23 protein-coding genes are annotated in these 23,924 nt (G+C 38.4%); 14 read left to right on the plus strand and 9 right to left on the minus strand.

Going from position 1 to position 23,924, the window contains the following annotated elements; all coding sequences use genetic code 11:
• Positions 1-41: 41 nt before the first annotated feature.
• Both mltF and AACQ83_RS03760 read left to right on the plus strand, forming a co-directional pair.
• Entirely contained in the window at positions 42-1,457 is a 1,416-nt protein-coding gene (gene mltF / locus AACQ83_RS03755) for a membrane-bound lytic murein transglycosylase MltF (protein WP_112876353.1), read from the plus strand.
• Between the two features lie 131 nt (positions 1,458-1,588).
• Positions 1,589-3,895: an Orn/Lys/Arg decarboxylase N-terminal domain-containing protein gene (locus tag AACQ83_RS03760; RefSeq protein ID WP_112876354.1), complete on the plus strand. Its 2,307-nt coding sequence runs from the start codon at positions 1,589-1,591 to the stop codon at positions 3,893-3,895.
• Between the two features lie 15 nt (positions 3,896-3,910).
• On the opposite strand, the gene tadA is transcribed toward AACQ83_RS03760, so the two are convergent.
• Positions 3,911-4,420 carry a tRNA adenosine(34) deaminase TadA gene (tadA, locus tag AACQ83_RS03765; RefSeq protein WP_112876355.1) on the minus strand — a complete coding sequence of 170 codons (510 nt, stop codon included), beginning with the start codon at positions 4,418-4,420 and terminating at the stop codon, positions 3,911-3,913.
• 251 nt (positions 4,421-4,671) lie between these two features.
• The gene (locus AACQ83_RS03770; protein ID WP_240000684.1) at positions 4,672-5,268 is read right to left on the minus strand and encodes a gp53-like domain-containing protein; all 597 of its coding nucleotides are present in this window, start codon (positions 5,266-5,268) and stop codon (positions 4,672-4,674) included.
• An 858-nt stretch (positions 5,269-6,126) separates the two neighbouring features.
• On the opposite strand from AACQ83_RS03770, the gene AACQ83_RS03775 reads away from it, so the two are divergent.
• The 12 genes from AACQ83_RS03775 to AACQ83_RS03830 all read left to right on the plus strand — a co-directional run bounded on the left by AACQ83_RS03775 (position 6,127) and on the right by AACQ83_RS03830 (position 17,275).
• A complete protein-coding gene (locus AACQ83_RS03775; RefSeq protein ID WP_112876356.1) occupies positions 6,127-6,846 on the plus strand; it encodes a gp53-like domain-containing protein in 720 nt (239 codons plus the stop codon).
• Positions 6,847-7,126: 280 nt separating this feature from the next.
• Complete coding sequence (locus AACQ83_RS03780; RefSeq protein ID WP_240000685.1) at positions 7,127-8,398, plus strand: phage tail protein; 1,272 nt, start codon at positions 7,127-7,129, stop codon at positions 8,396-8,398.
• Positions 8,399-8,949: 551 nt separating this feature from the next.
• Positions 8,950-9,777 carry a phage tail protein gene (locus tag AACQ83_RS03785; protein WP_112876357.1) on the plus strand — a complete coding sequence of 276 codons (828 nt, stop codon included), beginning with the start codon at positions 8,950-8,952 and terminating at the stop codon, positions 9,775-9,777.
• Between the two features lie 54 nt (positions 9,778-9,831).
• Positions 9,832-10,266, plus strand: coding sequence for a tail fiber assembly protein (locus AACQ83_RS03790; RefSeq protein ID WP_112876358.1), 435 nt, complete (start codon positions 9,832-9,834; stop codon positions 10,264-10,266).
• A 354-nt stretch (positions 10,267-10,620) separates the two neighbouring features.
• Complete coding sequence (locus AACQ83_RS03795) at positions 10,621-11,340, plus strand: gp53-like domain-containing protein (protein ID WP_112876359.1); 720 nt, start codon at positions 10,621-10,623, stop codon at positions 11,338-11,340.
• Positions 11,341-11,394: 54 nt separating this feature from the next.
• Entirely contained in the window at positions 11,395-11,829 is a 435-nt protein-coding gene (locus tag AACQ83_RS03800) for a tail fiber assembly protein (protein ID WP_112876360.1), read from the plus strand.
• 394 nt (positions 11,830-12,223) lie between these two features.
• Entirely contained in the window at positions 12,224-13,051 is an 828-nt protein-coding gene (locus AACQ83_RS03805; protein ID WP_112876361.1) for a phage tail protein, read from the plus strand.
• A 1-nt stretch (position 13,052) separates the two neighbouring features.
• Positions 13,053-13,487 carry a tail fiber assembly protein gene (locus AACQ83_RS03810; protein ID WP_112876362.1) on the plus strand — a complete coding sequence of 145 codons (435 nt, stop codon included), beginning with the start codon at positions 13,053-13,055 and terminating at the stop codon, positions 13,485-13,487.
• 410 nt (positions 13,488-13,897) lie between these two features.
• Positions 13,898-14,725 (plus strand): phage tail protein, encoded by an 828-nt coding sequence (locus AACQ83_RS03815; RefSeq protein WP_112876363.1) that lies wholly within the window; start codon positions 13,898-13,900, stop codon positions 14,723-14,725.
• Between the two features lie 45 nt (positions 14,726-14,770).
• On the plus strand, positions 14,771-15,205 hold the full coding sequence (locus AACQ83_RS03820; protein ID WP_112876364.1) for a tail fiber assembly protein: 435 nt from the start codon (positions 14,771-14,773) through the stop codon (positions 15,203-15,205).
• A gap of 400 nt (positions 15,206-15,605) precedes the next feature.
• Positions 15,606-16,436: a phage tail protein gene (locus tag AACQ83_RS03825; RefSeq protein ID WP_240000686.1), complete on the plus strand. Its 831-nt coding sequence runs from the start codon at positions 15,606-15,608 to the stop codon at positions 16,434-16,436.
• 578 nt (positions 16,437-17,014) lie between these two features.
• Complete coding sequence (locus AACQ83_RS03830; protein WP_112876365.1) at positions 17,015-17,275, plus strand: YfhL family 4Fe-4S dicluster ferredoxin; 261 nt, start codon at positions 17,015-17,017, stop codon at positions 17,273-17,275.
• Positions 17,276-17,277: 2 nt separating this feature from the next.
• Here AACQ83_RS03830 and acpS read toward each other — a convergent pair whose 3' ends face one another.
• From acpS to lepA, 7 genes are all read right to left on the minus strand, one after another.
• Entirely contained in the window at positions 17,278-17,658 is a 381-nt protein-coding gene (gene acpS / locus AACQ83_RS03835) for a holo-ACP synthase (RefSeq protein ID WP_112876366.1), read from the minus strand.
• Positions 17,658-18,389 carry a pyridoxine 5'-phosphate synthase gene (pdxJ, locus tag AACQ83_RS03840; RefSeq protein ID WP_112876367.1) on the minus strand — a complete coding sequence of 244 codons (732 nt, stop codon included), beginning with the start codon at positions 18,387-18,389 and terminating at the stop codon, positions 17,658-17,660. The genes acpS and pdxJ overlap by 1 nt, the downstream gene beginning before the upstream one ends.
• A gap of 69 nt (positions 18,390-18,458) precedes the next feature.
• Complete coding sequence (gene recO, locus AACQ83_RS03845) at positions 18,459-19,184, minus strand: DNA repair protein RecO (RefSeq protein WP_112876368.1); 726 nt, start codon at positions 19,182-19,184, stop codon at positions 18,459-18,461.
• Between the two features lie 10 nt (positions 19,185-19,194).
• Entirely contained in the window at positions 19,195-20,103 is a 909-nt protein-coding gene (gene era, locus AACQ83_RS03850; RefSeq protein ID WP_112876369.1) for a GTPase Era, read from the minus strand.
• The gene (rnc, locus tag AACQ83_RS03855) at positions 20,100-20,780 is read right to left on the minus strand and encodes a ribonuclease III (protein ID WP_112876370.1); all 681 of its coding nucleotides are present in this window, start codon (positions 20,778-20,780) and stop codon (positions 20,100-20,102) included. Before rnc ends, era begins: the two co-directional genes overlap by 4 nt.
• A gap of 175 nt (positions 20,781-20,955) precedes the next feature.
• A complete protein-coding gene (lepB, locus tag AACQ83_RS03860) occupies positions 20,956-21,936 on the minus strand; it encodes a signal peptidase I (protein ID WP_112876371.1) in 981 nt (326 codons plus the stop codon).
• 20 nt (positions 21,937-21,956) lie between these two features.
• On the minus strand, positions 21,957-23,753 hold the full coding sequence (lepA, locus tag AACQ83_RS03865; RefSeq protein WP_112876398.1) for a translation elongation factor 4: 1,797 nt from the start codon (positions 23,751-23,753) through the stop codon (positions 21,957-21,959).
• Positions 23,754-23,924 lie beyond the last annotated feature (171 nt).

Genomic DNA, 23,924 nt, shown 5'->3' on the forward strand with positions numbered 1-23,924 from the left:
TTTCCACATAGCACCACACTGCGTTATACAGAGATAACCATTTGAATAATATAAAAATAAATTATTTCGTTATCATTGTTATCGCTCTTTTTTCTGCCGCCATCATTAGTCTGAACATCAGTTGGCCGAATAAACAGCAGGAGCAGATTAACAGGATCATTACCAGAGGAGAGCTACGGATCAGCACCATTAGCTCACCTCTGATCCATCTTACCGGTAAGAAAGAACCAAATGGATTTGATTACGAGCTGGTACAACGCTTTGCTAATTACCTTGGCGTCAAATTAGAAATCAAATTTAGAACAAATATCAATCAGTTATTTGATGACCTGGAAAAGGGTGAAGCTGATTTTCTGGCCGCCGGCCTGACTTATCATCAAGAAAGGCTGGATCAAACCCGCACAGGTCCTGCCTACTATTCTGTATCCCAACAACTGATTTATCGCAAAGGAACTCCACGCCCCCGTTCTTTTAAAGACTTAAAAGGTAAACTACTAGTCGCTTCTGGTTCTGCTCATGCCAGCACATTGAAAGAAATGAAAGCGAGTTCCTTCCCTGAGCTCGAATGGAAGGAGACACAGCAATATAACACTCGCGAACTACTGGAACAGGTATCAGAAGGTAAACTGGATTATACGTTAGGTGACTCGATTAATGTCGCGTTGCAACAACGTACTCACCCTAATCTGGCCGTCGCTTTTGATGTGAGTGAAGATAACCCGCTGACATGGTATTTAAAACGCATTGACGACTACAGCCTTTACGCTGCCATGCTGGATTTTTTCAGCCAGCTAACGGAAAAAAATGTCATGCCACGATTGGAGGAGAAATACTTTGGTCACGTCCACTCATTTGATTATTTCGATACACTCTCTTTTCTAAGTGCCATCGATAATATTCTGCCTACCTATCGGCCACTATTTGAAAAATATTCCGGTGATATCAGTTGGCAACTACTCGCTGCCATTGCCTGGCAAGAGTCTCATTGGGACCCACAGGCAACCTCACCCACGGGTGTACGTGGCCTGATGATGTTAACCAGTCAGACGGCTAAAGGGTTAGGCGTCATTGATCGCCTTGATCCGGAGGAGAGTATTAAGGGAGGGGCGATCTATCTGCAAAATTTAATGAAACGACTACCTGAAAATATCCCTAAAGATGAACGCATCTGGTTTGCACTGGCAGCTTACAATATGGGTTATGGACATATGTTAGATGCCCGTAAACTGACGGCATCACAGAAAGGAAATCCCGATAGCTGGCTCGATGTCAAAAAACGGATTCCACTATTAAGCCAGAAAAAATATTATACAAATACCACCTATGGCTATGCCCGTGGACATGAAGCTTATCGCTATATTGAAAATATTCGCCGTTATCAGCTTAGTTTAGTCGGATATTTACAGGCCAAAGAAAACCGGAAAAAATTAATTCCCCAAGAAAACCAACCAAAATAAAAGTAAACAAATATAAGGCCCTAAGGAGTCAATTACAGCCATTATATATCCTCAGTTATATTATGTTTGACAACTAATTCAGCTAACCATACTAAATTCGTCAGGACACTATCTCTCTCAAAGGATAAATCATGATTAATTTAGACATTAACGAACAAAACAAAATTATGGTCGTCAGCAGCCATGTATTTAGTCCGACGACGGCAAATGGTCGTGCCTTTACAGAGTTAATAGAAGCATTAAAAAAGAACAATTTCGCTGTTATCCTGGCTGCTACATTCCAAGATGGCATAGCTACCGTTTCTTCTGACTCCTCACTATGCTGTATTTTTGTTGATTGGACTTCAGGAGATAATAACTATGAATCTCATAAACAAGTCTTAGAATTACTGAAAGAAATACGCAGACACAATACAACCATTCCGGTATTGTTGACCGCGGAATATTCCAGTATCGACACACTGACACTTGAAGTCATGGGATTGGCAAATGAATTCGTCTGGATGCTTGAAGACACGGCTGGATTTATCGCTTCTCGCGCCAGTTCGCTAATTAAGAAATACTATGCTCAATTATTACCGCCTTTCACTCGTGCATTACTGCAATACACCCAAGAATCACCAGAATATTCCTGGACTGCTCCTGGGCATCAAGGTGGTGTTGCACTGACTAAGACAGCGGCAGGAAGAGAATTAATTAATTTCTTTGGGGAAAATTTATTCCGAAGTGATATTGGAATAGAAAGAAAAATACTTGGCTCACTGCTAGATCATACAGGTGCTATTAAAGAATCAGAAGAATATGCCGCAACGATTTTTGGTGCTCATCAAAGCTATTGCGTTCTTAACGGCACTTCGGGTTCTAACCGTATTATCATGGGTGCCATTATTGGTGAGAAAGAGATTGTTATATGCGATCGCAATTGCCATAAATCTATTGGACAAGGTTTAATCATGACTGGAGCTTTGCCCGTATATCTTATTCCTCAACGCAATCGCTATGGTATTATTGGCCCCATTCCCAGAGATCAATTTCAACCAGAATATATCCAACAACTCATTGATCAACACCCATTAAAAGCGATCGCGATAGACAATAAGCCTGTTTATGCGGTCATCACCAACTGTACTTATGATGGAATATGTTATCACGCAGAACAAGCACAAGATTTACTAGCAAAAAGTGTTGATCAAATTCATTTTGATGAAGCTTGGTTTGCTTATGCGCGTTTTAATCCTATGTATAAACATCGTTACTCAATGCGTGATGACCCAAATGATTTTGACAATAATGGCCCGACAATATTTGCCACTCAATCCACACATAAGATGTTGGCAGCGCTATCACAATCATCCTATATCCATATCCGCAATGGTAAAAAACCCGTTGAACATTCCCGTTTCAACGAGTCTTATATGATGCACTCCACAACTTCACCGCTATATTCGCTTATCGCCACTAATGAAATTGCAGCGGCCATGATGGATGGCCCACAGGGGCAAAGACTGATACAAAACGCGATTAATGAAGCCGTAGACTTCCGTCTGACATTAGCAAAAACCCATCATCAATTTAAACAAAAAGATGATTGGTTCTTCTTACCCTGGAATGCCAGAGAGATTATCAGCGCAGATAGCGGTAAATTAATTCCTTTCCATGAAGCAAACAGAGAACAATTGGCAACGGATCCTGCCTGTTGGGTATTAAAAGAGGGAGACAAATGGCATGGATTTACCAATCTATCAGAAGAATGGTGCCTGCTAGATCCAACAAAAGTCGGTATTTTATGCCCAGGAATGAATGATAATGATGAATTGCTGGAAAATGGCATTCCAGCCGAAATTCTTTCCGCTTATCTCAGTCAGCATGATATTGTGCCGGCACGTACCACCGATTTTATCGTTCTTTGCCTGTTTTCTATTGGCGTCACCAAAGGTAAATGGGGAACATTGATCAATGTATTGTTGAATTTCAAGAAACACTATGACGCTAATACTTCACTTAAACAATGTTTGCCAAAACTCGCGAAGCAATACCCTGAATATTATGAAAATATGGGGCTCAAAGATATTTCGGATAAAATATTCGGATATATAAAAGAATATGAAATAGATATTGAGCAAAAGAAATCATTTAGCCAATTACCTGAGATAGTGAAACTCCCCCGACAAGCACACCTTGATCATATGGGAGGCCGCACTGAACATATACCACTTAATGAACTGGCAGGGCGCATATCTGCTGTGAGTGTCATTCCTTATCCACCAGGTATACCAATAATCCTACCGGGAGAACGTTTTGGTGATGAACATGCGCCCCGGTTACAATATATTCGCCAACTCGGTGAATGGAATAACAAGTTCCCAGGCTTTGAAAAAATCCTAGAAGGCGCAGAGATGATAAACGGCGAGTACCATATATGGGTACTAAAAGAGTGAATCCATAGGGTATATCTATTGATTTTCTTCCTGCTGTTTTCTGGCTGCTTTTAATGCTTTATGTTGCAGCCGACGTTGTTTGAAAAAAACACTCAACATCGTCGAACATTCCTCAGCAAGCACGCCACTGGTAATATCAATTTGATGATTCATGCCAGGATGGCGCAATATATCAACCAAAGAACCTACGGCGCCAGTTTTCATATCACTGGCGCCATAAACCAGCCGCTGTATTCGGCTATGTATTATAGCACCAGCGCACATAGTACAAGGCTCAAGCGTGACGTATAAGGTGGTATTTATCAAACGATAATTTTGTAACTGCTCTCCCCCTTTGCGTAACGCAATAATTTCAGCATGAGCGGTAGGATCATGCGCGATAATAGACTGATTCCAACCTTCCGAGATGATTTTATTATCAGCAACCAATAGAGCACCAACAGGTATTTCCCCCTGCTCTTGCGCTTTCATTGCTCGTTCGATGGCCTCCTGCATCCAATATTCATCACTATATTTTTCAGTCACTGCGGTATCTCATTTGATTACATCAGGGACAATTATAACGATTTGTTTTACCTATTTTCCAGATATATTTTCTTATTATTCCACGAGGCATATACATCAGAGATAATTTTATATATCGCTTATTACTACAACATCCCATAAATCAACCACTAAATATATAATACAACTCTATTTTACGACATCATTACATTTCCTTTAAATAAATAATAAGCCGAAACAAGTTCAGCTTATTATTCATTCTAAAATATTAATTAAAAACCGATTGCAAAATAATCTCCATATACATAAGTATCATTAGCAGATAACCTGATTTCACTTCCATAAGCATTAATCGTTCGCGCGGCAACCCAGGAGTTAAAAGTATTCAATGTCCCGTTAGGTGCTGCTGACATCGGAAATATCCAATCACCAACAGGTGACATAAAAACCTTCAGACAACCATGCTTAAACGGTGTTGGTAAAATAACTTTGTTTATCGCTAATGGAGTAAAATTATGCCTTCCCCACTGAAGTATTAATCCGCCCGGCAGTTGTTGATAACCATTATGAGATAAACTACCGGGGAATTTTTTGTTCGCGTGACACTCTAATGAATCAGCAAAAGTCTTATTAAGTGTTGTCAAATCACCATTATCCAAAACATCCTTTCCACACTGCGTGGACATAAAATTAGCCACGACAGAGGCTATTGTTGATGATTGTCGTAATGCCTTATTTAACACATGAGTAGTAATACTTTCTGGAGGAAACCCAGTTTGTAAATTCTGACTTTTTTCATATTCTGGTTGACCCACTACGTTGGCATTATTATTAATAGAAAAAGCTTTAAAATCATTCTTATTACTCATTTATCCTCCTCACAAAAAAATAATAGATTTCATTTACTAAGAACTTACTTACATAGAAATTTTCAAATACAAAGCTAACATCAATGTACAAACAATCAATAAATCTATTTTAATCATTATATTATTAAATAAAATATAACAAAATATTATTACAACATAATACAACTAACTCTTTTTAAAAAAAACAAACAACACTATTTAGAAAACAATTCAGTTAATTTTATTAATTTCAACTCTATTAAAGGCAATATAATCAGGCATTAACAAAATGAATCATTTTTTGATCAGAAACAAAAATGATATTACATACACCCATAAAAAATTGTAGCAACAAGGAAATAATATAATAATGGAGCAGAAAGCTAATTTAATTAAAAATAGGATTTTAAGAGTTAACTATATTTTCCGTATATAAACAGGCTTGTTCTATATAACTTATACTTCGACACGCGAAATAGTAAAAGTTTTATTCCCCAGCCAAAAGTAAAAAAACCGAATGAATTATTTAAGGGAATACGAACATGCTTACTTCCGGATTAACGATGTTGCACTTATTATGTGAATCAAAGCCTCATTTTTATATCAATTTCTAGTATTAATCTTTCAGTATAGAAACTATTGAAGATAGTTTATAAAAATAAGAGACATTAATAGTTTTGATATATTTTCGATTACAAGATGTTAAACAATTTATTGTCATCAGTCATACATAAATAATCAATCGTTTAAGTTATAATATAATCTTACTATCCTCTTTTTGGAGTAGACTATAATTGAAATCAATCTCGATAAATTACCTATACTATAACTCAACATGCTAATTATAACAGAACATTATTTTATTTAAGGAAAGTGCATATGAGTCACAAGAATGATTTTAAAGCTTTTTCTATTAATAATAATGCCAACGTAGTGAGTCAACCAGAATATGAAAAAAGTCAGAATTTAAAAACTGGGTTTCCCCCAGAGGATATTACTACTCATGTGTTAAATAAAGCATTACGTCAGTCGTCAACAATAGCCTCTGCCGTGGCTGATTTTATCGCCACACAATCTGGCGATGATGTTCTGGATGATGGGGATATTATTAAACTAATCGCCCAGTTAAATAGAGCTTTAGAACAAAAAATTATAACTAAAATTTCCAACTCCGCATTAGAAAAAACACAAAATGGCGCAGATATTCCTGATAAAAATGCGTTTGTGAAAAACTTAGGTTTAAATGAAGCTGCAAAACGGCAAGTAGGAACGGGGATTAATCAGATACCAGATATGTCATTTTTCACCAAAAATTTGAATGAAACTGGCTGGCAAAAATCACCTTCTGGTCTAATTGAAATGTGGGGAATAGCTCAAGTTAATGGTTATGGTTCTTACACATCTGGATATTTAAACAACTTTCCAATACCATTCCCAAATAAATGTTTTAATGTCACGTTAACTCATAATGGCCACAGCCCTAACGCGGCAGGAATATTTTCAGTAATCATAGAAAATCAGCGTGAATTTCGATGTTTTAGAAGCCCTACTAACTGGGCTCCCATTGTTACAGCATATTTTAAAGCAATAGGATATTAATTTAATAAAATTCAAATTGCCATAATCATTTAATTAACATGGTAAAAAATTTTGACCGATAAAAACATGTACTCAGCATATTCAATAAGGCATTACTTTTACAATAATTCAACATGTTATTTATATACCCTATGGATTTCAAGATGCATCGAGACGGCAAGGGAGTGAATCCCCGGGAGCATAGGTAACGATGTGACCGGGGTGAGCGAGTGCAGTCAACAAAGAGGCAACTTGAAAGATAACGGGTATAAAGTTTATCACTTAATTTAAGGAGTATAATATGAGTCCTAAAAATGATTTTAAGGCTTTTTCTATTAGTAATAATGCTAATGTAGTGAGCCAAGAAAAATATGAAGAAAGTCAGAATTTGAAGACTGGGTTTGCACCAGATGGTATTACCACTAATATATTAAATAAGGCATTACGTCAATCATCCACCATAGCCTCTGTAGTCGCTAATTTTATCGCGACACAATCTGGCAATGATGTTCTGGATGATGGAAATATAGATAAACTCACCGTTCAATTAAATAAGGCGCTGGAACAGAAAATGGCGCCAAAGGTTCCCGATGCCTCATTAACACAGAAAGGTATTGTTCAGCTTACAGATGTGGTTGGTAATAGTAATTCACTCGCTGCAACTCAAAAGCTCGTTTCTGATGTAAATGATAATGCTAACAATAGATTAGCCAAAAACCAAAATGGGGCAGATATTCCCAATAAAAATGAATTTGTGAAAAATCTCGATTTGCTGGACACCGTCAATTTGGCTAAAAATGCTGTGCCGAATAATAGGAAAATTAATGGTAAGGCGCTGACTGGAGATATCAATTTAGGGGCTGGTGATGTGGGAGCATTTAAGCTCGGATTAACAGGAAAATATTCTGTTGATAACCAAGTCCCGTGGAATGTAGATTCAGGGTCATATGACTTACTGAATCCGAAATTTAGTGATCATGTTGTGCACTTCTATAACGGAGCTGGGAGTTGTCCGGCTTTTCAATTGAAAGTACATTACAAAAACGGAGGTATTGCTTATCGCTCGGCTCGTGATAATTACGGATTTGAAGAAGATTGGACTAACATTTATACAACAAAAAACAAACCTACTGTAAACGAACTTGGTTTATCAGAAACCGTAGCATTGGCGAAAAATGCAGTTCCTAATAACAGGAAAATTAACGGCAAAGCGCTGGTTGAAGACATCAATCTAGAAGCCGGAGATGTCGGGGCGTATTCACGTTCGGAATCTGACAGGCGATATCAAAAGAAAGGCCCTAATCAGGGATGGCAAAAAATAGGGGCCGGTGGAGACAGCGGAAGTAGTATATTACTGAGTCAGGACATACGAGGAAGATGTATATATTTACGTACTGGTAGCCCAGGTATATTTTTACCTTTACAAATGCCTCCAATCGATAATATTTTGGTTGGTGCCGGATATGGTTCAAGAGGATGGCTCGTTGTGCATTCGTCAGATGGAGGACTGAGGTTATCTATAGTAAACAAAGAGGATTGCCCTGATATTACAGAAATTTATATTGCTGATTAGAATTATGGGCTGCATGGCAGCCCTTTTTATTTTTTAGGAGATAATTTACCCCTTATTTTACAAAGATATTTACCTATACCCGTTATCTTTCAAGTTGCCTCTTTGTTGGCTGCACTCGCTCACCCCGGTCACATAATTACCTATGCTCCCGGGGATTCACTCCCTTGCCGTCGCGATGCATCTTGAAATCCATTGGGTATAGATTTATCGAACAAGCACAAAACAAATATAACAATCTAGCCAACAGACAAAATAATATTATTTTCGCAACCGACATTCTGACGCCCTCTATTTTAACAAACCATTTAAAAATTGACAAAAGAGACAAGATAATTCCCAAATACCAACATTTTGAATATGCTTTCGATTACAAGACATTAAACGATTTATTATCATTAGCCATACACAAATAATCAATCAAGTGATTAATAATGGAATCTTATTATCCTACTTTTGGAGTAGACTATAATTGAACACAATCTCGATAAATCACCTACACTATAACTTAATATATTAATTACAAAAGAACATTATTTAATTAAGGAATATATATGAGTCCTAAGAATGATTTTAAAGCGTTTTCTATTGATAATAACGCTAATGTAGTGAGTCAAGAAAGATACGAAGAAAGTCAGAATTTACAAACTGGATTTCCCCCAGAAAATATTACTACCCATATACTAAATAAATCATTACGCCAGTCGTCCACAATAGCCTCTGTTGTAGCTGATTTTATTGCGACAGAATCTGGCAGTGATGTCTTGGATGATGGTAATACAACCAAACTTACTACACAATTAAATAAAGCGTTAGAAAAAAAAATTACTACAAAAATTCCCGATGCCTCATTAACACAGAAAGGTATTGTTCAGCTTGCAGATGTGGTTGGCAACAGTAATACACTGGTTGCAACTCAAAAGCTTGTCTCCGATATAAATAATAACGCCAATAACAGACTAGAAAAAACGCAAAACGGCGCAGATATCCCCAATAAAAATGCGTTTGTGAAAAACTTAGGTTTAAATGAGGCTGCAAAACGGGAAGTAGGAACTAGAGTTAATCAAATTCCAGATATGTCATTTTTCACTGCAAACTTGGTTCAGAATGGTTGGCAAAAATTACCTTCAGGTTTAATTGAAATGTGGGGAATAGCATTAGTTTCTCTCGGTGGAAATCCTAATGGCGGATATATTAATAACTTTCCAATACCATTCCCAAATAAATGTTTTAGCATCACATTAACTCACAATGATTGGGACCCCGGAGCAGCAGGAATATTCGGGGCGTCTGTAGTAAATCAGAGTCAGTTCAAATGTTACAGAAGTTCTACCCCTCATACGCCTAATGTTTATACATATTTTAGGGCAATAGGATATTAATTAAAAATAATTAACTTACCATGATGATTATTTAATTAAAATTGGCAGAGAATTATGAACGATAAAAACTATATATTCAGTGAATTAAATAAAGCATTTTATCCGATATCATTACAACAAGATTATATTGCAGCAGGATCATGGCCAAATGACCCTATACCTGTAACAGATGACATATTCCATAAATTTTCAGGAATACCGCCCACAGGAAAAATACTGTCCTCTGGAGAGGATGGTCTTCCTTGTTGGAAAGATATTCCACCCCCAACGAAAGAGGAATTGATATCTATCGCAGAAGCCCAAAGAGCGAAATTCATATCTCTTGCAAATGAGAAAATAACGCCGCTTGCTGATGCTGTAGAACTTGATATAGCTACGAATGAAGAAACACTATTACTTAAAGAGTGGAAAACATATCGTGTGATGCTTAATCGCATTGATACTTCAACAGCCCCAGAAATTGACTGGCCAATTTCACCATTATCGTAATTAAAAAAAGGACCGGGATTAGGATAGTTCCCGGTCTTTATCATCCTATTTATTCAGATATTTTTGACCTTCCAACATCTATTTCACCATTTTATTTACCAAAATCAGTGACAAATTCTTTTCTACAGTTAAAAATCATCAAATGTTAAATATAAATAGCCTGGATAGACTCTCGTTAAAAAACATTGAATACTTATTTCCATCAAAAATATAAAAATAGTTAACCTTATTAGAAATAATAACACCCCACTATTTTTATCCTGAACTAGACTATGATAAGCATTAATCACGATAAACCAGCCCAATAATAACCCAATGTATCAATTATATAATAATATTATTTAAGGAATTTGCATGAACCCAAAAAATGATTTCAAAGCTTTTTCTACTAGTAATAATGCTAATGTAGTGAGCCAAGAAAGATATGAAGAAAGTCTGAGTTTGTATTCTGGGTTTCCACCAAATGATGTTCCCACTCACTTGTTAAATAAAGCATTACGTCAGTCGTCAACAATAGCCTCTGTTGTCGCTAATTTTATCGCGACACAATCTGGCGATGATGTTCTCGATGATGGTGATACCGTTAAGCTCAACACTCAATTAAATAGCGCGTTAGAAAAAAAATTTATAAATAAAATTTCCGATTTCGCATTGGAAAAAGCACAAAACGGCGCAGATATTCCTGATAAAAATGCATTTGTGAAAAACTTAGGTTTAAATGAAGCAGCAAAACGAGAAATAGGCACTGGAATTAATCAGATTCCAGATATGTCGTATTTCACTGCAAACTTGACTAGCGCTGGTTGGCAAAAATTACCTTCAGGTTTAATTGAAACATGGGGATTTGTACTGGCTAACGGCTATGGCTCTCTTGAGGCTGGATATTTAAATAATTTTCCAATACCATTTCCTAACGCCTGTTTAAATATTACGTTAACTCATGGTGGTTATAACCCCCAAGACGCCGGAATATGTTCAGTACACGTAGTAAATCGGAGCCAATTCCGATGTTATAGAAGTCCTACTAATCATGTTCCTCCTGTTGGAATCTATTTTAGAGCGATAGGTTATTAATTAAAAATAATTAATTTATCATGATGATTATTTAATTAAAATTGGCAGAGAATTATGAACGATAGAAACTACGTATTCAGTACGTTAAATAAAGCATTTTATCCGCTATCATTACAGCAGGATTATATTGCAGCAGGCTCATGGCCAAACGACCCCATATCTGTAACGGATGACATATTCAATAAGTTCTCGGGAATACCTCCCGCAGGAAAAATACTTTCCTCCGGCGAAGATGGTCTTCCTTGTTGGAAAGATATCCCACCACCAACAAAAGAAGAATTGATATCTATAGCAGAAGTCCAAAGAGCGCAATTTATATCTCTTGCAAATGAGAAAATAACGCCGCTTTCCGATGCGCTAGAACTGGGTATAGCAACAGACGAAGAAATGCTATTACTCAAAGAATGGAAAAAATACCGGGTGATGCTTAATCGGGTTGATACTTCGAAAGCACCTGAAATTGACTGGTCAATTCCACCCTTATCGTAATTAACAAAAAGACTGGGATTCAGGTAGAACCCGGTCTTAATCATTTTATTGATTCTGGTATTTTGTAGTTATTCAACACCAATAATCATTAAAATATTAAACCAATTCAGTCATACCACATAATTCCTCCAAGGAATAAATGAGACTTTATTAATGAAAATAAAGATCATTTTCAAACATTAAATGCAAATAGTTTAGATATATTTCAGATTACAAAAAATTAACATATTCATTACCAACAATTATATAAAAATAGTTAACCCTATAAGTTATAAGAGTATTCCATTATTATTTTTTCTAACTAAACTATAGCTGGCGTGAATAGGGAAAAATTATTTTTATAAAAATTCACTATATTGCTTATAAAATACACTGCTTAATTGGAGAAAAATATATGAGTCAAAAGAATGATTTTAAGGCTTTTTCTATTAATGAAAATGCAAATATAATGACCCAAGAAACATATGAAAAAGAACAAAAATTACAAACTGGGTTTCCAACAGCAGATATTACCCCTGAACTATTAAATAAGGCATTACGTCAGTCGTCAACCATATCCACTGTCGTCGCTAATTTTATCGCAACACAATCTGGCGAAGATGTTCTGGATAATGGGGATATAGACAAACTCACCGCCCAATTCAAGAAATCCTTAGAACAAAAAAACACAACAGAAACTCCCGATGCCTCATTAACAGAAAAAGGAATTGTTCAGCTCACAGACCAAATAGGCAACAGTAATACACTTGCTTCAACTCAGAAGCTTGTTTCTGATGTAAATGATAATGCTAATAATCGACTGGCAAAAGACCAAAACGGTGCAGATATTCCTGATAAAGCTGCATTTATAAAGAACCTTGGTTTATCAGATTCAACAAATATAACGATAGGGAATGGTGAAAATCAGGTACCTAATATGTCGTTTTTCACCGCTAACCTGAATCAGGTCGGATGGCAAAAATTACCTTCGGGTTTAATTGAAATGTGGGGAATAGCATCAGTTAAAGGCAATGCTTATGCCGAAGCTGGTGCTTTAAATAACTTTCCAATCCCATTCCCGAATAAATGTCTCAACGTCACTTTAACTCACGTTGGTAATGCTCCTCAACATGCTGGAACATTTTCACTAATGACGGTCAATAATGCCCAATTCCAATGTTTTAGCAGTATTCCAAATTTACAAATTCCTGTAGCAGCATTTTATAGAGCAATAGGGTATTAATATGAACGATAAAAACTATGTATTTAGCGCATTAAATAAAGCATTTTATCCACTATCATTACAGCAGGATTATATTGCAGCAGGCTCATGGCCAAACGATCCCATATCTGTAACTGATGGCATATTCAATAAGTTCTCGGGCATACCTCCCACCGGAAAAATACTTTCCTGTGGCGAAAATGGTTTTCCTTGTTGGGAAGACACTCCACCACCAGCAAAAGAGGAATTAATATCCATAGCGGAAAGCCAAAAAGCACAATTTATATCTCTTGCAAATGAGAAAATAACGCCGCTTTCCGATGCGCTAGAACTGGGTATAGCAACAGACGAAGAAATGCTATTACTCAAAGAATGGAAAAAATATCGAGTCATGCTTAATCGGGTTGATACGTCAAAAGCCCCAAAAATTGACTGGCCAATTGCACCATTATCGTAATTAACAAAAAGACCGGGATTCAGGCTGAATCCCGGTCTTTTTGTTATTACTAATACTACAATGGTTAATGTTCCGTCATCATACAAACTATTCTCCACCAAGATTTTTTAGTTCATACGATATTAGTGATCTTGTACGTCATCGAAATTTATTTTCCAGAATAAATCTTTCAACATGAAAATTATTTAATATACCTATATAAAAAGGCATTCATTACTCAGATATTCTTTCAATTTAAACATATCGGATTGTTTACTACTCAAAATATACGAAAATAATTAACCCCATAAGCTATAAAAATGTTTAATTATTATTTTTTCATCTCTAAACTGTGAGAGATGGAAAATTATCCTTACAATAACTTAAAAAATCACCTATAGAACCCACTATTGAATTTTAGGAGAATATATATGAGTCCCAAAAATGATTTTAAAGCGTTTTCTATTAGAGATGGTGCAAATGTGGTGGCTCAAAATTTATATGAAGGCACTCCAGAATTGCAGACTGGATTTCCCCCAATAGGCCTTACCACGCATGTATTAAATAAGGCATTACGTCAGTCATCAACAATATCATCTGTTGTAGCTGATTTTATTGCGACAGAATCTGGCAGTGATGTTTTGGATGATGGCAATATAGTCAAACTCACTGCACAATTGAATAAAGCGCTAGAACAAAAAATTACAAAAAAAGTTCCCGATGCCTTATTAACACAAAAAGGTGTTGTTCAACTCACAGATATCATTGGCAATAGTAATACACTGGCTGCAACACAGAAGCTTGTCTCCGATATAAATAATAATGCCAATAACAGACTAGAAAAAACGCAAAACGGCGCAGATATTCCTAATAAAAATGAGTTTGTGAAAAACTTAGGTTTAGATAAAGCTGCAAACCTGAAAGTGGGAAATGGAATTAATCAAGTTCCAAATATGTCTTTTTTCACCGCAAACTTGGTTAAGAATGGCTGGCAAAAATTGCCTTCGGGTTTAATTTTAATGTGGGGATTAGCACAAGTTTATAACCATAGCGACCCTCAATCTGGGTATTTAAATAACTTTCCAATACCATTCCCAAACGCATGTTTTAGTATCACATTAACTCACCGTGGTAATGACCCCCAAGCAGCAGGTATATTTTCAGCAACGATAGAAAATCAGCATCAGTTTCGGTGTTATAAAAATCTTAATTACCATAAACTCACTACTTTTACATTTTTTATGGCAATAGGATATTAATTAAAAAAATTATTATGATTATTTAATGAAAATTGGCAAAGAATTATGAATAACAAAAACTATGTATTCAGTCCATCAAATAAATCATTTTATCCTCTATCATTACAGCAGAATTATATTGAATCAGGCTCATGGCCAAACGATCCCATATCTGTAACTGATAGCATATTCAATAATTTCTCGGAAATACCTCCCACCGGAAAAATACTTTCCTGTGGCGAAGATGGTCTTCCTTGTTGGGAAGACACTCCACCACCAACAAAAGAGCAATTTATATCCATAGCGGAAAGCCAAAGAACGCAATTTATATCTCACGCGAATAAAAAAATAATCCCACTTTCTGATTCAGAAGAACTTGATATAGCAACAGACGAAGAAATGCGATTACTCAAAGAATGGAAAAAATACCGAATCATGCTTAACCGGGTTGATACGTCAAAAGCACCGGAAATAGACTGGCCAATTTTACCATTATTGTAACTAATAAAAGACCGGGATCAGGATAGCGCCCGGTCTTTATCACTCTATTCATTCTGGTATTTTAGCTATGCAATATCAAGAACCATTGAAATATCAACCCAATCCAGTAATATCATATACTTTTTCCCGGAGAATAATGACTCATTATTACTCCTCCTGCTCACCCTGACAGGATTTTATGGTTTAAATATATTTTCACCATTCTATTTATCAATATCAGGTTATTTGATTGAAAAATTCAACCAATTATCATCAACTACACATAAATAGTTAATCGCCTAAGTTATAAAAGTATTTCATTATTATTTTACCGAACTAGACTATGAATTTCTTAAAGTTATCTTTATAACAATTAAATATTATTAATTATAGAATACACTATTTAATTTGAGGGAAAAACATGAGTCCAAAAAATGATTTTAAGGCTTTTTCTATTAGTAACAATGCTAATGTTGTGAGCCAAGAAAAATATGAAGAGAACGAGAGTTTAAATACTGGATTTCCACCAGAGAGTATTACTACTCATGTATTAAATAAAGCATTACGTCAGTCATCAACCATATCATCTGTAGTCGCTAACTTTATCGCAACACAATCTGGCAATGATGTTCTCGATGATGGTAATATAGACAAACTCACCGCCCAATTAAATAAAGCGTTAGAACAAAAAATCACAACAAAAATTCCTGATGCCTCATTAACACAAAAAGGTATTGTTCAACTCACAGATATCATTGGCAATAGTAATACACTGGCCGCAACTCAGAAACTTGTTTCCGATATAAATGATAGTGCTAACGGCAGATTGGCCAAAAACCAAAATGGTCAAGATATTCCTAACAAAAATGAGTTTGTGAAAAATCTCGGTTTATTAGACTTGTTATTAGCAGGCACTCCTCTGTTTACACAAGGGGATAATTTCATAACGCTTAAAATTCCATTTTTGAGCGGATCAAAGAGAAAATATATCTTATTACAATCTGTATATGCAAAGGCTCCAAATTTAGCTAACGAGGGGAAATTCACTATCACATACCCAATTGCATACTCTTATGAACCTCATGCTATACTTTCAAGTATGGGAGGATTTGCCAGTGGAGGCAACTATGGTGAAGGAGCTGAAATATTAAAAATCAATAAAGAAAACCTAGTAATAATATCACATTGGCAGTCTCGCGGTGCACACTTTCCGCCTGTACGCATATTCGTAATAGGAGTATCAGATAACTAACTTTCAACACTCATAGTTGTTATCTATCTCTGACTTTAGAATTATCTTGATAAAGCACCGGAAATTGACTGGCCAATTGCGCCATTATTGTAATTAACAAACAGACCGGGATTAGAATAATACCCGGTCTTTATCATTTTATTTACTCTAATACTATACCCGTCATCTTTCAAGTTGCCTCTTTGTTGGCTGCACTCGCTCACCCCGGTCACATAGTTTGCTATGCTCCCGGGGATTCACTCCCTTGCCGTCGCGATGCATCTTGAAATCCATTGGGTATAGGTTGTAAATATTCTGTTATCATCCAAGCTATTTTCTCTCAAGACCTATTAACTACATAATATTGGAAGTTTTACACGCCCTTGACTTATTTCCTATATAGCTAACTGAATAATAAAGTTCACACATAAGCGTTTTCTAAGATAGAAAAAATTTCATCTATTATGGTTTTTTATTGCCAGACTTGGTTTTTCAATGTAATTTATGTCGTATAAAAATACAATAAGTGTGTAATAGTAAGAAATTAAAACTGACGATAACACACTGGTATAAAATGAAAAATAAACTAAGTTATTAAAATGTCGTTATTAATCAAAAAAAGCTGTATCAATTGTGATATGTGTGAACCTGAATGTCCCAATCAGGCTATATCAATGGGAGATGAAATTTATGAGATTGATTCCAAGCGTTGCACCGAATGCATCGGTCATTATGACGCTCCAACCTGTCAATCAGTCTGTCCGATAAATAATACCATTATCACCGATCCAGACCAACAGGAAACAGAAGAGCAATTGTGGGATAAATTTGTATTACTGCATCATGCAGATAAGATCTGAAATCAACGCTCAAGAATAACGGTCGCACAGGCATAGCGACGCTCATCGGCCAATGTCACATGCAAAGAGGTCGCCCCTAATTGCTGAGCCAACACTGCGGCCGCACCATAGAGCCGCAAAATCGGTTTTCCCAGTGCATCATTGACCACTTCAAACTGGTTAAATGCCAGCCCATTACGGATACCCGTTCCTAATGCCTTTGCTGCGGCTTCTTTTACCGCAAAACGCTTAGCCAAAAAACGAACCGGTTTTTCATGTTGCTGATATTGTTCCCATTCGAATTCACTGAGAATGCGTCTTGCCAAGCGCTCACCTGAGCGCTCGACAACCCCTTCAATACGGGCAATTTCAACAATATCTGTACCTAACCCAATAATAGCCATTAACGGCGAGCTTTCCGCATTTGGGTTTTCATATCCGCCACCGCAGCGGTCAAGCCACTGAATACCGCACGTCCAATAATGGCATGACCAATATTCAACTCATAAATTTCTGGCAGAGCAGCAATACGTTGTACATTATGATACGTCAGCCCATGACCCGCATTAACCGTTAGACCTTTACTCGCTGCATAAGTCGCGGCTGCTTTAATACGATGGAACTCTTTTTCTTGTTCTACTTCACTTTCTGCATCGGCATAAGCACCAGTATGAATTTCAATGAAAGGTGCGCCAACTTCACTAGCCGCATCAATTTGTCGATGTTCCGCATCAATAAATAACGAGACAAGAATACCCGCATCAGATAGACGCTTAACCGCCGCAGCAACTTTATCTTTCTGACCAATAACATCTAAGCCCCCTTCTGTTGTCACTTCCTGCCGTTTTTCAGGCACCAAACAGCAAAATTCAGGTTTAATGCGACAGGCAATATCCACCATTTCATCTGTCACAGCCATCTCAAGGTTCATCCGAGTCTGGATAGTTTTTTTCAACAGTTCTACATCCCGATCGGTAATATGACGGCGATCTTCACGCAAATGAATGGTAATTCCATCGGCTCCCGCCTGTTCCGCAACAAAAGCCGCTTGAACCGGATCAGGATAATTGGTACCACGGGCATTGCGCACTGTCGCAATGTGATCGATATTAACGCCTAATAATACTTCAGCCATATTTATCTCCTGTAGTCATATTAGAATATGACAAGTTTACACTTTCCATCTTGAAGAGAAACAAATTCATTAGTTTTCTTTCTTTTCAGGCTTCTGACGTACAAACTGCCGAAATAATTCACGACTTTTCAAAGGTTTGCCACCGAGATAAGGTTTTAATGCAATACGCGTGAAACGCTTTGCTGCCTTTAATATAGTAGAATCAGGGAATTCACGAGTTGCCAGTGATTTTAATTCGCGCCCGGTAAAACTGTAATGATCAACAACCAAGCTAGCAATAAATCCTTTTTCTTCTCTATAACGGTAGGTCATCGTGTCATCCACCGGCTCACCACTGCCCGCACAATGCAGATAATCAACGCCATAACCAAGATTTGCCAGCAACGCCAGTTCAAACCGACGTAATGCATGTTCCGGTGTATATTCACTGGCAGCAAGAACCTGCAAACATTGGAGATAATCAAAGAATAAGGCGGGGTAAGCCGTTCCCTGTTCAAGCACTCTTGACAACAATTCATTGATATATAAACCGCTGTACAATACGTTGCCGGTAAGAGGAAGGGCCAGAGAGATAGGATCTGCATCACGCAGCGTTTTAATTGCCCCCCGCCCACTCCAACGAACCAGCAATGGGGTAAAGGGCTGCAAGCAACCTTTCAAATTGGAACGACGGCTACGCGCACCTTTTGCCAACACGCTAATCCGCCCTTCATTTTCAGTAAACAGATCCAGTAACAGACTAGTTTCACTGTAAGGACGCCCATGAAGAATAAAAACACGTTGCCAACCGTCCACAGGGGATGCCTTATTTCAAATCATCGACGTAACCCAAGCTACGTAATGCTCGCTCATCATCAGCCCAACCCGCTTTAACTTTAACCCACAGTTCTAAGTGGATTTTTACATCAAACAGCCTTTCCATATCCTGACGGGCTTCAATGCCAATGGTCTTGATTTTACTGCCTTTATTACCAATGACCATTTTCTTCTGGCCTTCACGCTCAACCAGAATCAAACCATGGATATTGTAACCACCGCGCTCATTCGCCACGAACTGCTCAATTTCAACCGTGACAGAATATGGCAATTCATCACCAAGAAAACGCATAAGCTTTTCTCGAATAATTTCAGAAGCCATAAACCGCTGAGAACGGTCAGTAATGTAATCTTCCGGAAAATGGTGAGTCGCTTTCGGTATATATCCGCGCACAATTTTGGCAATCGTATCAACATTCATGCCTTTTTCAGCGCTCATTGGAACAACATCAAGAAAACTCATCTGTTTACTGAGAAAACCAATATGTGGCAATAAGCTGGTTTTATCGGTCACGTTATCCACTTTATTGATAGCCAGCAAAACCGGACAACGCAGATTACGCAGTTTGTTCAGTACCATCTCGTCATCCGGGGTCCAATGAGTCCCTTCGACAACAAAAATAACCAACTCCACATCACCGATAGAACTGCTAGCTGCCCGGTTCATCAACCGGTTAATTGCCCGTTTTTCTTCAATATGCAATCCCGGCGTATCCACATAAATAATCTGATAAGCACCTTCAGTATGGATACCCATAATACGGTGACGGGTCGTCTGCGGTTTACGAGAAGTGATAGATATTTTCTGACCTAAAAGCTGATTTAGCAGCGTGGATTTCCCCACATTAGGCCGTCCAACTATTGCAACGAATCCGCAATAGGTTTCTTGTTCGCTCATTCAAGCTCCAATTGTTTTAATGCTTGCTCAGCCGCTGCCTGTTCCGCTTTGCGACGGCTGGAGCCTGTTCCTTTAACCGGCTGTTCAATACCGCTCACTTGACAGTGAATAGTAAATTCTTGATCGTGAGCTTCACCACGAACCATAACAACCAGATATGATGGCAGAGGCAGATGATGCCCTTGCAAATATTCCTGTAAACGAGTTTTCGGATCTTTCTGTTTGTCGCCAGGGCTGATTTCATTCAGACGGGTTTCGTACCATCTCAGAATAATTCTTTCAATAGTCTGGATATCGCTATCAAGGAAAATAGCACCAATCAGCGCTTCAACCGTATCAGCCAGTATTGATTCACGGCGGTAACCGCCGCTTTTCAGTTCCCCCGGCCCCAAACGAAGGCATTCACCTAATTCAAATTCCCTTGCCAATTCAGCCAGCGTATTACCACGCACCAATGTGGCACGCATGCGGCTCATATCCCCCTCATCAACACGAGGAAAGCGATGATACAACGCATTGGCAATAACAAAACTCAGGATTGAGTCACCAAGAAATTCCAGCCGTTCGTTATGTTTACTGCTGGCACTACGATGAGTTAACGCTTGTATCAGCAAATCATGCTGATCAAAAGTGTACCCCAGCTTACGCTGCAATCTGTTAATTACGATGGGATTCATGTGCTACCAATATCGGTCAGAATTCGTCAAATAAAAACGCACACGCAACAGACCTGTAACAGGAACTCCTGACAAAACTGTTGCGTTTGCACTGGCTCCTTTAGGAGCCAGTTATTAAGTTTGAAAGGACATTCTACACTGCGAGTAAAATTAATGCTTCGCTAATATAAAAATATTAATTAATTCCACCAATACGGCTGAAGCGAACTCCGGTAGGCCATTCTCCTTCCTGTTTTTCAAAACTCATCCAGATGGCGGAAGCGCGACCGACCAAATTCTTTTCAGGGACAAAGCCCCATGCACGGCTATCAGCGCTATTATCACGGTTATCACCCATCATAAAATAGTGGCCTTCGGGCACAATCCACATTCCCTCTGGCAAGCCAGGCTGACGGAAATTAGGTACCGATAGTACACCGGGAATCTCCAAAATATGATGGGTCACTGAGTCCAAATTCTCAATTCTTTCACCCTGCCGCATACTGTAAGGCGGCAACGTTTCTTCAACAGGAATTTGGAAAACACCTACCTTTCTCAAACTTTCACCATTGGAATCGACACCATATTGCTGCATTGTCCACTCACTTGGAAATAGTGAACCGTAAGAAACCGGTAGTTCTCCCTGACAATTCCCTGTCTTACTGCAATTAGAAAAAATACGCAATTCTTTCTTTGCCGGATCATAAATAATTTTATCACCTGGTAAACCAACCACGCGTTTGATGTAGTCAAAACTGGGATCCAACGGGTATTTAAATACAGCAACATCACCACGCTTTGGTTCGCCAGTCTTAATCAATGTTGTTTGAGTGATGGGATCTTTCAATCCGTATGAATATTTCTCTACCAGAATGAAATCACCAATCAATAAAGTTGGCATCATGGAACCCGATGGGATCTGAAAAGGCTCATAAACAAAAGAGCGCAGGATCAGAACCACGGCTAACACAGGAAAAATAGATGAACAGGTATCCACCCATGTCGGCTTGTTAATAGTCTCAGCCAGATGCTCCTGATCCATTGTACCTTCAGTCAGCTCCTGCAATCTGGCAAGTTTTTTCTTGCGCTCTGGTGCCCATTTGAAACGATCGATACACCAAATAATGCCGGTGACTAACGTTGCCAACGTTAGGATCAGGGCAAAAGTGTTAGCCATTTAGACTCCTTACAAGCTTATTAATTGTCTTTACCAACATGAAGAATGGCTAAGAAAGCTTCCTGTGGTAACTCAACGTTACCCACTTGTTTCATACGTTTCTTACCCTCTTTCTGTTTCTGCAATAGCTTTTTCTTACGGCTGACGTCACCACCATAACACTTCGCCAAGACGTTTTTACGCAATTGCTTCACTGTTGAGCGCGCAATAATATGATTACCAATCGCAGCCTGAATTGCGATATCGAACTGTTGACGAGGAATAAGTTCTTTCATCTTCTCCACCAGCTCCCGGCCACGGTACTGTGCATTGCCACGGTGAGTAATCAACGCCAATGCATCAACTCGTTCAGCATTAATCAATACATCCACACGAACCATATCAGATGACTGGAAACGAGTGAAATTATAATCCAGTGAAGCATAACCGCGAGAGGTAGATTTCAATCGATCGAAGAAGTCCAAAACCACTTCCGCCATCGGTATTTCGTAAGTCAGTGCAACCTGTTTACCGTGGTAAACCATGTTAGTTTGCACCCCGCGCTTCTCAACACATAAGGTAATGACGTTCCCCAAATATTCCTGAGGTAACAGCATATGGCACTCAGCAATTGGTTCACGTAACTCTTCAATATTATTCAGCGGTGGTAGTTTAGATGGGCTATCCACATAGAGAATATCGCGGCTAGTTGTCTCCACTTCATACACAACCGTTGGGGCCGTTGTAATAAGGTCGAGATCATATTCACGTTCCAGACGCTCTTGAATAATCTCCATATGCAACAGGCCAAGGAAACCGCAACGGAAACCAAAACCCAACGCAGAAGAACTTTCCGGCTCATAAAATAGTGAAGCGTCATTCAGACTCAATTTACCTAATGCGTCACGGAACGCTTCATAGTCATCAGAACTGACAGGGAACAGCCCTGCATAAACCTGTGGCTTCACTTTTTTAAAGCCTGGAAGTGGTTTTTCCGCTGGTTGACGGGACAATGTTAAGGTATCCCCGACGGGTGCACCAAGAATGTCTTTAATTGCACAAACTAACCAGCCCACTTCGCCACAATCTAATACATCACGATCAACACGTTTAGGGGTGAAAATGCCAAGGCGATCGGCGTTATACACCTGGCCGGTACTCATTACCTTGATTTTATCACCCTTACGCAAGGTACCGTTTTTAATCCGCACCAGAGAGACAACACCAAGGTAATTATCAAACCATGAGTCAATGATAAGAGCCTGTAATGGCGCATCAGGATCGCCTTCCGGGGCTGGAATCTCTTTAACCAAACGCTCAATGACGTCTTGTACGCCGACACCCGTTTTGGCCGAACAGCGCACGGCATCGGTAGCATCAATACCGACAATATCTTCGATCTCTTCCGCTACGCGCTCAGGCTCTGCCGCCGGCAAGTCGATTTTATTCAGAACAGGAACAACTTCTAGATTCATATCCAACGCGGTATAACAGTTAGCCAGCGTCTGGGCTTCCACTCCCTGTCCAGCATCAACCACTAGCAATGCCCCTTCACAGGCAGCTAGTGAACGGGAAACTTCATATGAGAAATCAACGTGCCCCGGCGTATCGATAAAGTTTAATTGATAGAGTTGCCCATCATTCGCCTTGTAATCCAAGGTAACACTCTGGGCCTTAATGGTGATACCACGCTCACGCTCAAGATCCATGGAATCCAGCACTTGCTCTGCCATCTCACGATCTGTTAAGCCACCACAAATTTGAATAATACGGTCAGATAACGTCGACTTACCGTGGTCAATGTGAGCAATAATGGAGAAATTTCGTATTTGCTTCATTATAAATATTTTTCTGCCTTGATATTTCTGAATCATTCGCCTATATGGACACACAGAGGGACATAAAGCGACGGTTTATTAGGTCGGCCACCGGCCTGAAAGGCTGTATTCTACATGCCAAATCTACGAAAACCTAGTCATGCCTACAGCTTTAAGGTATGAATCATTAAA

This window comes from Photorhabdus sp. S10-54 (genome assembly GCF_963878145.1).
In the GTDB taxonomy this organism is placed as follows: Bacteria; Pseudomonadota; Gammaproteobacteria; order Enterobacterales; family Enterobacteriaceae; genus Photorhabdus; species Photorhabdus kayaii.